Here is a 13,846-nt window from a genome sequence, read left to right on the forward strand (position 1 = left end):
CTTTTATAAAGCCCGTTTTTTATGAAAAATACAATGTCATTTAAACCAAGCAACCAACCAGAAAATATTGGCAACAAAAAGTAATGCCGCAACGGTCTGCCAAAACTGCACAGGATGACTCTCCATCAGGGGCATACGTGGTCTGGTTAGCGTGTAATTCGGTCGTTCAAGATCTGCTTGCCACTCCCCCAAATCTTCATAGCGCTGTTCCACATCCAGACTACATGCACGCATTAAGGCCGCATCCATCCATGCTGGAACGTGAGGATTGTATTTTGATGCAGGGATATAACTTAATTTGGCAAAGTCAGCAGCAGACTGTGCAGATAGATAGTGGCTCCCATAAGGAAGCTCACCCGTAAGAATCTCATAAAATGTCACGGCAAGTGCAAACTGATCCGCCCGCGCATCAATATTCTGATCAAGCGCATACTCGGGTGCTGCGTATTCAAGCGCTCCAGGACGAACCCGTCGCTCTGTCACACTGCCCACTTGCGCACTACCGAAGTCAATCAGCTTTAAATGCTCATGGCCTTGGTCGTCACGCCAGACCATGAAGTTGTCCGGTTTGACATCTTGATGGAGAGTTTCACGGCGATGAAGCGCCCGTAATGCCCGAACAGCAGGGCGCACAAAACGAATTACGGTTTCAACCGGTGCATTGGGATTTGCCTCTCGCCATCTGCGTAGCGTACATCCGGACAGATACTCTTGAACCAGATATAAGAATTGCCGAGGCTGCTCAGGCGCTAAGGTCTGGACTATATCAGGATGCTCAATACGCTGACCAATCCAGTCTTCTTGAACAAAAGCATGAAGTGTCGCAACATTATCACTAAATTGCTGAGATGGTGCTTTTAGAATGACATGCTTCTGATTACTCAACAGCACTGCGTGATAAATGCTGCTGCGGCTATTTGCGTGTAGCTCACCAACGATCTCATATCCATCGACCTTGTAGCCCGGCTTTAGATTGTCGGGTAAAAGCGGTGGAAAGCTTGCCAAATCAGGTGGATGATTATGGGAAACTTCAAGCGTCTGGATATGGATGAGTTGGCAAGATTGATTATCAGAGCTGCCCGAATTTTGTGCGAGTGTTGCCATCTGCTTGACGCAGCGCTCTAAATGATCTGTTGAGAATTGGCCCAGATTAGTGTTTTCCTGAATCAAATCCGATAAAGTCTGTGCAGACAATACGCCGTGAATACCATCAGTCGTGAGTAAGAAGTAATCTCCAACTTGGACATCAACCTCCAAGTAATCGACCTCAACACGCCAATCCATGCCCAATGCACGAATAAGTTGCTCAGAGCTCCCTGTTTGAATCGTATGATCTTTGGTCAGGCACTCCAATGACTGTTTGATAGGATGATCACGCCCTTGTTGAGCGGGTCTAAATCGCCAGACGCGAGAGTCTCCCACATGAAAGATATGCGCCGACTGCTCATAAATAATGACCGCACTAAATGTGGTGAGATGCGTACTATAGCGGTGGTTATAATGCTGCCCCTGACCATGCAGCCACCGGTTAATCGCGGTTAACACCCGATAACCCGCTGTTTTGATCGACCAATTCAAATCTGTAGCCAGAAAGTCGCTACAAAAATTACGCGTTGCAATCATCGCTGCTGGACCACCCGATTCGGCTGAACTCACACCATCAGCAATAGCCGCAATCATCATATGTGCGCTACGTCCAAACCCTTCGGGTAAGTGCATAACCAATGCATCATCATTAGCGGCTTTTGGGCCTTTATCACTATATTGAGCCGCGGTAACAACGAGTGGCATGGCTGCTTATCACCTTATCCATTTTGATCATTTATTGTTTATTGATTCTGCTTTGATCATAACTTAAAAATAAAACGGGATGATCAAAGTCCTCTGACCATCCCAGCCTATCCGCTCACTTTAAAATGAGCGCATCGCATCGGTTATTTACTCAACAGCTATTTTCTCAATACGACCATCAGGGTGAACTTCGATCATATGACCACGAGGCTCAGAAATGAAGAATGACCCTATAAATGCGAGGGCAGCAGTTCCCGCCAACACATAAAAAAAGCCAGTCGGTGATACCATTGAAAATACGGTTAAGAACAAAACACCGCCCACATTGCCATATGCGCCAGCCATACCCGCAATTTGACCTGTCATACGGCGCTGAATCAAGGGAACAATCGAGTACACCGCACCACAAGCACCTTGCACAAAAATTGATGTTGCCAAAACCACACCAACGGCCATCGCTAGTGTCCAGCCACTATTGCCCATTTGCGACATAAGCGCATAGCCCAGCGTTTGACCCAGCAAGCAAATCATGAGTACTCGGCGGCGTCCTTTAGCATCTGACAGGTAGCCACCACCTGGTCGTGCAAACAAGTTCATCACCGCAAAGCATCCCGCTGTTAAGCCCGCCAAACTTTTGGACACCTCAAAATGATCGATAAAGAACTGCGGTAACATCGAGACCACCGCAAGCTCAGAACCGAAACAAGCCATATATGCAAGATTCAAAATTGCCACTTGTTTGAACTGATAACGCGGGGGCACAGGTGCATTAGCCACGAATAAATGCTTATTCACATGCCAAATTTTATAATATTGATAGACCGTTAAAAGCAAAATAGCCAGATAAGCGATTTGCGTCTCACCCGCGCTGAGGAGTTTTAATCCAGCGGGTGACAAACGCCATGCGAGTAACACCAAAGCAAGGTACAAAGGAGCTGTCATAAAGGCATAGAAAACAAAATCCCCTTTCGTCGTGACCTCTAAACCGCCAGCTTTCATCGGACGGAAATAGGTTGAACCTTCAGGCGTATCTCTTACACCGCGATAAAACACATAACTGTAAAGAATCGCAATAATCCCCGTAGTTGCTACTGCTGCGCGCCAGCCATCAGCTCCACCGAATACATGGAAGGCAAGAAAAGGCATAGACATAGAAGCCACTGCTGCTCCGAAGTTACCCCAGCCACCGTAGATGCCTTCGGCAATGCCCACTTCACGTGCTGGGAACCACTCTGAAATCAGTCGAATGCCGATCACAAATCCGGCACCCACAAACCCGAGCAAGAAACGCATCACCGCAAGCTGGTTATAGGTTTGTGCAGTTGCAAAGAGCAAGCACAGGATGCCGCTGATTAGCAGTAAAGCACTATAAGACTTCCGAGGGCCTATCTTATCGACCAACACACCAATCAAAACCCGTGCTGGAATCGTCAATGCAACGTTAAGCATCAATAAGGCTTTCACCTGTGCATCGCTCATGCCGAAATACACTTTCAGTGTAGGCATGAGTGAGGCATGTGCGAACCAAATCAAAAAGGTAATAAAAAATGCTAACCATGAATAATGCAAGATACGAATGCGTGGCACAGCAAAATTAAACAACGGGATACGATTAGCCAAAACAAGACACTCCCAAACAGCGCATGAATTTCAAAAAGTGCTTAATACTGAGCAAGGATAACCCCCATCCGAGTCAAACATTAAACCTGATAAATATTTACTTAATTAATGATGTGCAATCAGTACATTATCACCATCAACAGTGACTTGGTATGTCTTAAGTGACACGGTTTCATCTTCTAAGCACAGACCTGTTTTTAAATCAAAATGCTGCTTGTAGATTGGCGATGCCACCACATCATAGCCTTTTAAATTACCAGTGATTCCACGCGCGATCACATTCGCTTGACTAAAGGGATCGTAGTTGGACACGGCATAGACATTGCCATCTTTTAAACGGAAGATCGCAACTTGTTCGCCTTGAACAAGAGCTGGAACGCCAACAAGGGGTGTTAGGTCAGTCAATGTGCATATTTTCTCTAACATGACGATTCTCTTAAAATTTAATTAAACAGTTAAATAAACCAATCTTAAAAAAACTTCCTTCCACAATAGAAGGAAGTGGGATAAAACGTTTATGCCATCTCAACGATCGTAATACGCCCAGCTTTTTCTGCTGGTGTCGCAGGACGAATCTGTCCACGCTCTTCAACGAAGACAATGTTGTCATCAGGCTGATTAGAGTTAACAAAAGGTTGAAAACGTTTGAGGATTTCGGGATCGTTGACTGCAGTTTTCCATTCACATTGGAACGTATCCACCACATATTGCATTTGCGCTTCGAGTTCAGCAGCCAGACCCAAGGAATCGTTAATCACTACATCCTTAAGGTAATCCAGTCCGCCTTCCATGTTGTCGCGCCAAACACTTGTGCGCTGTAAACGATCCGCAGTTTTGACATAGAACATCAAGAAGCGATCAACATACTTTATGAGAGTTTCACTATCCAAATCAGATGCGAGTAGTTCAGCATGGCGGGGTTTCATACCACCATTACCACAGACATAAAGATTCCAGCCATTTTCGGTCGCGATCACGCCAACATCCTTGCTTTGTGCTTCAGCACACTCACGTGTACAGCCAGACACGGCAAACTTGATTTTGTGTGGGGAACGTAAACCGCGATAGCGATTTTCAAGTTGAATAGCAAAGCCAACAGAATCCAGCATACCGTAACGACACCACGTTGAACCTACGCAAGATTTAACCGTGCGCAATGACTTGCCATACGCATGACCGGACTCAAATCCTGCATCGATCAGTTCTTTCCAGATCAGCGGAAGTTGCTCTAAACGTGCACCAAACAAGTCGATACGCTGACCACCGGTCACTTTGGTATACAGCTTATATTTCTTAGCAACCGAGCCTACAGCAATTAAGCCGTCTGGCGTAACTTCCCCACCAGCCATGCGCGGCACGACAGAGTAAGTGCCGTCTTTTTGCAGGTTGGCCATGTAGTAGTCATTGGTATCCTGTAGACCTGCAAGTGGTTTTTTCAGCACATGCTCATTCCAAAGCGATGCAAATATACTTGCAGCCGTCGGTTTACAGATATCACAGCCGTCATGCTGACCATTACCATGTTTATCGAGTAAAGCATCAAACGATTTAATTTCACCGACTTTGCACAGATGGAAGAGTTCTTGACGAGAATAAGCAAAGTGTTCGCAGATGTCTTTCTTGACCTCGACACCCATTTTTTCAAGTTCAGCATTCATGACCTGTTTCACAAGTGCAGCACAGCCACCACACGATGTTGCTGCCTTCGTTCCAGACTTGATGGCATCATAATCCATGCAGCCCTTTGCCACTGCATCGCAGATTTCACCTTTGCTTACGTTGTTACAAGAGCAAATCGTTGCGGTCATGGGTAATGCATCAGCGCCTAAAGCAGGCTTCGCAGATCCGTCAAAACTAGGCAGAATCAAGGCTTGGGCATTGTCGGGCAAATCCATATTATTGAGCATGAGTTGCAGTAAGCCGCCATAAGCTTCAACATCACCAATCAACACTGCACCCAATAACTTTTTGCCATCCGCAGAAACAACCAGCTTTTTATAAATCTCGTTAGGTTCATCCACATAGACAAAGCTTTGTGCGCCCGCAGTTGCACCATGCGCATCACCAATCGATGCCACATCCACGCCCATCAGCTTCAGCTTGGTGGACATGTCTGCACCCACGAATTCTTTTTTCTTTTCATGGGCAATAATGGAATGTGCAGCCGTTTCAGCCATTTGATAACCCGGTGCGACTAAGCCATAAATCCGCCCTTCCCACAGCGCACACTCACCGATTGCATACACATCAGGGTCATTGGTTAAGCATTCATTGCCAATGGCAATACCACCTCGGGGGCCAACATCGAGACCCGCCTGGCGTGCGAGCTCATCGCGTGGACGAATACCGGCAGAAAATAAGATCATGTCCGTTTCGAGATGCGAACCATCGGCAAAATTCATACGGTGACGGCATGTTTCGCCATCAACAATTTCGGTTGTGTTCTTGCCCAAATGGATACCCACACCAAGCGCTGCAATCTTGTTGCGCAGCACTTTACCGGCACCATCATCAATCTGTACCGCCATTAGACGCGGTGCAAACTCAACCACATGTGTCTCTAGACCTAAATCACGCAGCGCTTTCGCAGCTTCCAGCCCCAATAATCCACCACCCACAACTACACCCACTTTGGAGCGTTTTGCACTCACTTTCATGGCTTCAAGGTCTTCAATCGTGCGATAAACCAAGCAGTCTTGACGATCTTTACCGGGTAACGGCGGCACAAATGGAAATGATCCTGTTGCAAGTACCAGCTTGTCATAAGGAATCTTCTCGCCACTGGTGGTCGTGACCGTTTTAGCAGCACGATCAACTTCAGTTGCGCCTTTACCCAGATGCAACTTAAAGCCGCTATCTTCAAAGAAATTGGGGGCAACCAATGACAAATCATCAGCTGTTTTGCCAGAAAAATAAGAGGTGAGCTGTACCCGATCATATGCAGGTAAATGCTCCTCACAAAGCACCGTTACATCGATAGGTGTCTCTAAGCTGACCGCTGACGCATCACGCGCAAGCACTTCAACAAAACGATGACCCACCATGCCATGACCAACGACGACGATACGCATATCTCACTCCTCACCACTTTAAAAACGCATTAAATTTGGAAACCAATGATCAAGAAAACGTTACAGAAACACTTTAATCACTAAACTGCGCTTGCCACAGGTTTACACTCCTGTTCAAGCAATCTAAAAATTTCGCTTTGACATGAACCACAGTTGGTTCCTGCTTTTAAGCATTGACCAACCGCTGCAACGGTTGTCAAATTCTGGGCATGGATTGCTCGGGTAATTGTATTTTTACCCACGCTAAAACAAGAGCATACAATTGGACCAACATCAGAATTTGGGTCAGCAGCCAAACCAGAAAGCAACGTCCTACGAGTAACACTGCTCACTTCTTGGCCTAATTGATCATCTAACCAAGAGCGTGGCGGCAAAGTTGCGCGCGCATCAGGATTAGATGCGATTGCAGCAAATGCGATGAGCTGCTGATCGAGGACCCAAGCAAATCGGACAATCCCTTGAGCAAGATCGATGTATTCCATACGCTCAGCTTGAACCGGGACAACGACTTGACTTGAAAGCCATTCCGATAAATTCAAATTAGTTTCATGTAACATATCATCAGTGAATGCAAACTCATGACGAAAGCCATTTAAAGTTCGTACATTCACGGCATAATCAGCCTTGATGAGATTCAAGCTATTTAATGACATGATGAAACCATGCGTGTTTAGGGCTGCTTTTTTCAGCATCACTGGCGTGTGTTTGCATTCAGGTTGACCCGAGTATGGATCGACCACAGGATTCACGACTGCACCTATACGACTTTGAGTACTATTAATGCCATTCCAATGAATAGGCACAAAAACCATGCCGGGTTGTTGACCATCACTGATAATTACGCGAGCAAGCGCTTGCCCCCATTGGCTATTAATTTGTAAGATATCGCCAGAAGATACATGTAACTTTTCCGCATCTTTAGGATTAAGTTCCGCGAATGGCTCACCGATATGACGGGTTAAACGTGAAGTCAAACCAGTGCGAGTCATCGTATGCCACTGGTCACGTATACGGCCTGTATTCAACGCATACGGAAACTCGTTGCTTGTAACATTTCCAGTTGCTACATTTTGGACGGGAACAATTTTCGCACGGCGATTAGTGGTAAAAAATCCGCCTTGTTCAAACAAACGCTGAGTTCCCACAAGCTTTTGATCCACCAGCTTGATAGGCCATTGAATCGGATTCAATGCATCGTATTCGCCTTGAGTAAGCGCCGATAATGCAGAGATATCAAAGTCACGGAGGACACCGCCCTCTTGATTGTCTACACCAGAGAGTGCGGCATGCTCAACAAAGACATCACGTGCGCTTTGATAATCGAAACCTTCAAATCCCATTTTTTGAGCAACTTGGGCAAGTGCCCACCAGTCGGCACGACTCTCTCCCGCGCCAGCCAAAATGCCGCGCTGACGGGAGATACAACGTTCAGAATTCGTCACTGTGCCATCTTTCTCACCCCAACCCAAAGCTGGTAAGACCACATCCGCGACACGCGTACAATCGGTATCAGCAATGACATCTGATACGATGACCAATGGGCAGTTGGCTAAAGCATCACGGACACGATCAGCATTTGGCATCGAAACAATGGGATTGGTTGCCATAATCCAAACCGCTTTAACCTTGCCCGTAGCCACAGCATCAAATAAATCAACAGCCTTCAGACCTTGCTTCTCAATCATAGTTGGCGACTGCCAAAAATCCTGCACCAAAGCACGATGAGAAGGTTCATGAATATCCAGGTGCGCGGCCAACATATTGGCAAGCCCACCAACCTCTCGCCCACCCATGGCATTAGGCTGCCCTGTTAAAGAGAAAGGGCCCGCTCCTTCACTGCCGATACGGCCTGTTGCTAAATGCACATTAATAATGGCATTCACTTTGTCAGTACCTTGACCGCTTTGATTCACACCCATCGAAAATAGCGTCATGGCTTTTGGTGTTGCAATAAACCACTCTACAAACTGAGCCAAAGTGACGCCATCCACACCCAAACGTTCTGCAACATCACCCAAAGCGACATCGCGCTGTGCAGCCAACAGTGCGTCCGCTAAACCGTCAGTGAATTGATCAATATATGTCGTGTTGAGCGCTGGGCTTTTTGACACCTCAACTAATAAATAGTTGAATAACAGGACATCCATACCCGATTTAATCGGTAGATGCAGATCAACTATTTCGTTGGTATCGGTTTTACGCGGATCAATCGATACGATTTTCATCTCAGGATTATTGGCTTTCGCTTTTTTTATACGCTGATACAAAATCGGATGACACCAAGCCGCATTCGATCCGACAAAGGTCAATAAATCGGCATGTTCAAAATCTTCATAGCTATTAGGTACTGTATCCGTACCAAAAGCACGTTTATGCCCAGCCACGGCGGATGACATACACAAACGCGAATTGGTATCGACATTTGGTGTACCGATAAACCCTTTGGCAAGCTTGTTCACCACATAATAATCTTCAGTTAAAAACTGACCCGATACATAGAATGCAACAGCCTCCGGTCCATGTTCCGCGATAATGTCTTTCAACTGAGAAGCGATATATGTGGTTGTATGATCCCAATCAGCACGGACGCCGCCAATGGCTGGATACAACAAGCGACCCTCAAGGCCAACCGTCTCTCCCAAAGCAGAACCCTTGACACACAAGCGACCGAAATTAGCGGGATGCTCTAGATCTCCAGAAATTGAAAAATGACGATCGGCGTCTACAGTTGCGAGCACCCCACAGCCTACGCCACAATAGGCACAGGTTGTTTTAATAGCTTCGCCACGCAATGAAGCGGTTAAAACGGTATCTACGGTCATCATGCGGCTCCCTGTAACTCTTTGACAGAAGAGTCATCTGATGTGTGATCTGGCGTAAAAATCAACGTATGACGTTGTGCCGAGATATCAGCGCCGCGCTGAATCAAATCAAAATAGGCAACGCCATCCTGAATATCTCCATAGAGAACGGCACCGACTAACTTATTGTCTTTGATGAAGAGTTTTTTATAGACTGAATTACTGTGGTCGCGCATGATCAAGGCTTCACTGCCCTCACCACTAAAATCACCTGCTGAATACAAATTCACCCCAGTAACTTTAAGCGTCGTCGCTGTCGCTTTTTGTATATAGCGACGAATACCATGCTCAGCCAAATGGCTAGCGCAGACTTTGGCTTGATCAAAGAGCGGTGCAACAAGACCAAAAAGTGCACCACGGTGTTGAACACACTCGCCGACTGCATAAACCCGAGGATCAGAGGTTTGCATCGTATCGTCGGTGAGTACAGCCTTATCAACTTGTAAACCCATGGATTTTGCTAGAGCAACGTTTGGGCGTACGCCGACCGCCATTACGAGCATGCTGCACTCAATCATTTCTCGATCTTTGAACGCCAAACCACACATATTCCCCGCTTCATCTATCACGATATGATCGCTTTTGACACCGATAACAAACTCAATACCGCGACTCTCCAATGCAGCTTGCAACAAATTGGCAGCTTCACGATCTAATTGTCGATTCAGCAAATAATCAATGTCATGCACCACAGTCACTTTCACACCACGTTTGACTAATCCGTTGGCGGCTTCAAGACCCAGTAAACCACCGCCGAGTACAATGGCGCGCTGACCCGATAAATTTGCTGCAGCCTCAACCATTTTTTCAACATCTTGAATATCGCGGAACTGAATCACAGATGGATGCTGGTGACCAGGCATAGGAATCACAAAAGGATTAGAGCCTGTCGCAATCAATAGACGGTCATACCCCACTACACCACCATTGCTCAATGTCACTTCACGACGCTTACGATGCACTGACTCCGCAACAATGCCTGAGATGAGTTTGATCCCATGCATCACATACCACTCTGGGGTATGCAACATGATTTCTTGAAAAGATTTTTCGCCTGAGAGTACGGGTGACAACATAATGCGGTTGTAATTACCATGAGGCTCACGCCCAATCACCGTAATGTCGTATAGATCAGGCTCTAAATGCAGTAGCTCCTCTACGGTACGCATGGCAGCCATACCGTTACCGATCACCACCAAACGCGCACGTTTAGGGTTAGAGTTTTCTTGAGTCGCTGGCAAAATCTGTGCTTGCATGTCAGTATCCCAACAATATCCAAAAAACAAAAAAGCGCCCATACCTAAGAATCGGTATGAGCGCCTTTGCTCAAAGCCGCACGAAACTAAACACGTTTCAATACAGCAGTTAAAATAAGTTGTCGAACGCTTGGCAAATCGCCTTGCCTTGCGTCATGATCTTGATAATGCATAAACCATGCCAACATCACTATACTTAATATGATTAGCACATTTCTCCATAACAACAGCATGTCAATAATCATAAAAACATGTTATAAAACAATTATATTTAATATTTTGTCAATGCCATGTCTAGCAATTCAAACGTCCCCTCAAATAAAGATCTTTTAGCCAAAATTGTCGATGCACTTCCGCACACGACCCCTTTTAAAGCACCAGAAGCGATCGAAGTAGAGTTAGGACGCACTTTCATGCTGCGTCTTGGTGCAAACGAAAGTAATTGGGGTTGTTCACCACTGGCGCAACGTGCCGCAGAAGATATCGCGTCCCATCTGTTTAAATATGGGGATCCCCAAAGCGTTGAACTTCGTACGCTGCTTTCAAAAAAACTAAATTATTCAATAGATTCAATTCTAATTGGTGAAGGAATTGACGGTCTTATTGGTTTGATTATTCGTGCATTCATCAACCCAAATGACCATGTCATCACAACGCATGGCTCATATCCAACGTTCAATTTTCATGCGAACGGTTTTGGTGCACGCTTAATTGAAATTCCGTATGCGGGTGATCAAATTGATTTAGATGGACTTTTAAGTGCTGCTATTCAATACCAAGCAAAATTGATTTATTTGGCCAATCCAGATAACCCGAGTGGCACAGCATATGATCGACATACGATAGAGTTATTTGTTGCAAAAATTCCTGAAGGCTGCCTTCTGATTCTAGATGAAGCCTATGCAGACTTTATGCCGAATACTCAATTAGCAGAGATCGACGTCTACACGTCGCGTGTGATTCGGTTACGTACCTTTTCTAAAGCTCACGGGCTTGCTGGAGCGCGTGTTGGATATGCTCTCGCCCACCCAAACTATATCGCTACATTTCATAAGATACGCCAACATTTTGGGGTGAACCTCGCCGGTCAAGTGCTATGTGCGGCTTCTTTACGTGACGCTGCCTATATAGAACAGGTCACCAAAGAGGTTGCTGAAGGTCGTGCAGAATACTATCAATTAGCTGAATCATTGGGTCTAAGAGCCATACCGTCCTCGACTAACTTCGTGACAATTGATGTGGGGAGTATTGAAAAGTCGATCTGGTGGGTCAAACGGCTTGCAGAAGAAGGCGTCTTCATTCGTCGCCCCGGGACAGGTGCACTCAGTCAGTGTATTCGCATTACTGTAGGAACGCGACCAGAGCGTGCATTATTAGCAGAGATTATGCGGAAGATTCATGCAGAAGGCTAAGTCATCCATCTTTCTTAGCAAGTCACTCTTTTTCAATTGAAATACTTCCTAATTTGTATTGCTGGTAACTGGTATAAGGGAGTGCAAAAGTATCAATGATGAATGATGGTACGAGATCAAAACTAAAAAAGCTAAACTCAGCACCACCATATAAATCAGATCCTGGATTATTTTTATTATTGTTTGCCCGGCATGCATCATAGACCACCCCACTATAGATCTGAGGGATAGAGGTACACTTGGTTTTATGCCGGTTCAAATCAGCTCTGACAGCATATTGATCACGTCCTAAAGTCGAAAATGATCCACATCCTTGAATCACGACCGTGATCAAGGTGAGCAACAAGATTCGTTTTAACATATGAAAATATGAAACCATTTTGACGATGCTATGAGGGATTATCCATGAAAACTTGCCATTTGGATCATTACAGCAATTTATTTCTCGTAATCCCTAAATGAAATGTTGCTCTTCAATGCGCCTCAGGCTGTACGCAGTGCGAATGAATCCAATCTTTGCAGTGATTTCATCAAATAAAGGACGCATCGCGACGTTGTGATCCGCGCAACATTGTTGTAACTCCCAAAGCTCTCTGATAATAGATAAGTCTGGCGTCTCACAACGCTGAAGTAACTCCTCCAACAGATAAGCAAAAGCTAAGACTTCAATACGCTGTAATAAATGTTGCGCTTGAGTCTCCATCGCAGCAAAAAAAGTAGCGCCTCCAAAGTCACCGAGCAAACAATTATGATGATCAGAAGCCTGTGCATTAAATAAAATATTGTGCGCATACAGATCACCATGCAAAATCCCTTGTGCATGTAAATGAGTCATCGCACTAGCAATACCAAATACTAAATCCAGCAGATTAAATATGCTGAATCGATCATCGACTCTGTAAACATCCCGAGTACAGGATTCAAAGCTAGGTGGTCCAGCTAGATTTTTAAAAAGAGGATCAATTAAGGGCATAACCAGACCTAGTGCAGAATCAGGATGTCCGATAACTCTGCCAATTGCACAAATCAGATTGGCATGCTGCCCCACAGCGATGCTGGCTGCCATCTCATTTTGTGGTAATCCATCACTGGTTAATTGACCCTTAAAGATTTTAACCGCAACCTCTCGAGCTTCATGTGATGACGAGTCACTAAGTCTTGCTTGATAAATATGCCCTGAGGCACCTTCACCCAACTGATGTTGAATAACCAAGTCGTGCCACGCTATATCACGAATTGATGCCAAGTCTGATTTCAATTCAGCACAGGGGTTTCCCGCATAAGCAAGCCATGCGAGTCGCGGCAATGTCAGTAACCAGTTAGGGAGCGTCGTTAATTGGTTTGAGGAAATACGCAGTAATTGTAGATTTTGACATGTGGCTAAGGCATCGGGTAAATGTGTCAGTTGGTTGCCAGCCAGCATCAGTTTCTGCATCTTCGTGCACTTGCCGATACTGTCAGGGATTTTCTCAACTTGATTGTCCGTTAGGATCAACCAACGCAAATTGCTAGGCAATGCTTCTGAAGGAACCAGTTGAATCTGATTGCTCTTAAAACCAATCATGCTCAAACTTTGGCATTGACCCAATACCCGAGGAAGCGTTTTAAAAAGATTATTTGAACAGAAGAGGATCTTAAGCTTTTTCAGTCGATATAAATCATCAGGTAATGACGTCAAGGCATTACCGGTTAAATTCAGAATCTCCAAGGTCTCAGCATGGGCAAAAATTTCAGTTGGGAAATAGGTCAGTCCACATGAAAGGTTAATGCGACGACAGTTCTGAATATCGCCAGCTTGAAGTTCTTGAAGGGTATTAATTGTAGGCACTTATGTG

The 13,846-nt window shown here is 45.4% G+C and carries 9 protein-coding genes; 1 reads left to right on the forward strand and 8 read right to left on the reverse strand.

The window, feature by feature from the left end; translation table 11 throughout:
* Nucleotides 1–36: 36 nt before the first annotated feature.
* From HYN46_RS08735 to HYN46_RS08760, 6 genes are all read right to left on the reverse strand, one after another.
* The gene (locus tag HYN46_RS08735) at nt 37–1,791 is read right to left on the reverse strand and encodes a bifunctional protein-serine/threonine kinase/phosphatase (RefSeq protein WP_114899026.1); all 1,755 of its coding nucleotides are present in this window, start codon (nt 1,789–1,791) and stop codon (nt 37–39) included.
* Between the two features lie 147 nt (nt 1,792–1,938).
* On the reverse strand, nt 1,939–3,411 hold the full coding sequence (locus HYN46_RS08740) for an MFS transporter (RefSeq protein WP_114899027.1): 1,473 nt from the start codon (nt 3,409–3,411) through the stop codon (nt 1,939–1,941).
* Between the two features lie 105 nt (nt 3,412–3,516).
* Nucleotides 3,517–3,837 (reverse strand): nitrite reductase small subunit NirD, encoded by a 321-nt coding sequence (nirD, locus tag HYN46_RS08745; protein WP_114899028.1) that lies wholly within the window; start codon nt 3,835–3,837, stop codon nt 3,517–3,519.
* Between the two features lie 89 nt (nt 3,838–3,926).
* Nucleotides 3,927–6,482: a nitrite reductase large subunit NirB gene (gene nirB / locus HYN46_RS08750; protein ID WP_114899029.1), complete on the reverse strand. Its 2,556-nt coding sequence runs from the start codon at nt 6,480–6,482 to the stop codon at nt 3,927–3,929.
* A gap of 80 nt (nt 6,483–6,562) precedes the next feature.
* Nucleotides 6,563–9,307 carry a nitrate reductase gene (locus HYN46_RS08755; RefSeq protein ID WP_210009111.1) on the reverse strand — a complete coding sequence of 915 codons (2,745 nt, stop codon included), beginning with the start codon at nt 9,305–9,307 and terminating at the stop codon, nt 6,563–6,565.
* On the reverse strand, nt 9,304–10,599 hold the full coding sequence (locus HYN46_RS08760; RefSeq protein WP_114900690.1) for an NAD(P)/FAD-dependent oxidoreductase: 1,296 nt from the start codon (nt 10,597–10,599) through the stop codon (nt 9,304–9,306). Before HYN46_RS08760 ends, HYN46_RS08755 begins: the two co-directional genes overlap by 4 nt.
* 290 nt (nt 10,600–10,889) lie before the next feature.
* Between HYN46_RS08760 and HYN46_RS08765 the strand changes: the two genes are divergently transcribed.
* Nucleotides 10,890–12,011 carry an aminotransferase class I/II-fold pyridoxal phosphate-dependent enzyme gene (locus HYN46_RS08765; RefSeq protein ID WP_114899031.1) on the forward strand — a complete coding sequence of 374 codons (1,122 nt, stop codon included), beginning with the start codon at nt 10,890–10,892 and terminating at the stop codon, nt 12,009–12,011.
* Nucleotides 12,012–12,033: 22 nt separating this feature from the next.
* Here the strand turns inward: HYN46_RS08765 and HYN46_RS08770 are convergent, their stop codons facing one another.
* Together HYN46_RS08770 and HYN46_RS08775 are read right to left on the reverse strand one after the other, a co-directional pair.
* Nucleotides 12,034–12,372 carry a YceK/YidQ family lipoprotein gene (locus HYN46_RS08770; RefSeq protein WP_162818134.1) on the reverse strand — a complete coding sequence of 113 codons (339 nt, stop codon included), beginning with the start codon at nt 12,370–12,372 and terminating at the stop codon, nt 12,034–12,036.
* Nucleotides 12,373–12,465: 93 nt separating this feature from the next.
* Nucleotides 12,466–13,839, reverse strand: coding sequence for a leucine-rich repeat-containing protein kinase family protein (locus HYN46_RS08775; RefSeq protein ID WP_228254783.1), 1,374 nt, complete (start codon nt 13,837–13,839; stop codon nt 12,466–12,468).
* Between the last annotated feature and the right edge of the window lie 7 nt (nt 13,840–13,846).

Origin of the sequence: Aquirhabdus parva, assembly GCF_003351745.1 — a bacterium.
In the GTDB taxonomy this organism is placed as follows: domain Bacteria; phylum Pseudomonadota; class Gammaproteobacteria; order Pseudomonadales; family Moraxellaceae; genus Aquirhabdus; species Aquirhabdus parva.

Coding starts and splice junctions, on each gene's coding strand:
- HYN46_RS08770 (WP_162818134.1), bottom strand. CDS start 12,372: ATGTTAAAACGAATCTTGTTGCTCACCTTGATCACGGTCGTGATTCAA.
- nirD (WP_114899028.1), bottom strand. CDS start 3,837: ATGTTAGAGAAAATATGCACATTGACTGACCTAACACCCCTTGTTGGC.
- nirB (WP_114899029.1), bottom strand. CDS start 6,482: ATGCGTATCGTCGTCGTTGGTCATGGCATGGTGGGTCATCGTTTTGTT.
- HYN46_RS08755 (WP_210009111.1), bottom strand. CDS start 9,307: ATGATGACCGTAGATACCGTTTTAACCGCTTCATTGCGTGGCGAAGCT.
- HYN46_RS08735 (WP_114899026.1), bottom strand. CDS start 1,791: ATGCCACTCGTTGTTACCGCGGCTCAATATAGTGATAAAGGCCCAAAA.
- HYN46_RS08765 (WP_114899031.1), top strand. CDS start 10,890: ATGTCTAGCAATTCAAACGTCCCCTCAAATAAAGATCTTTTAGCCAAA.
- HYN46_RS08760 (WP_114900690.1), bottom strand. CDS start 10,599: ATGCAAGCACAGATTTTGCCAGCGACTCAAGAAAACTCTAACCCTAAA.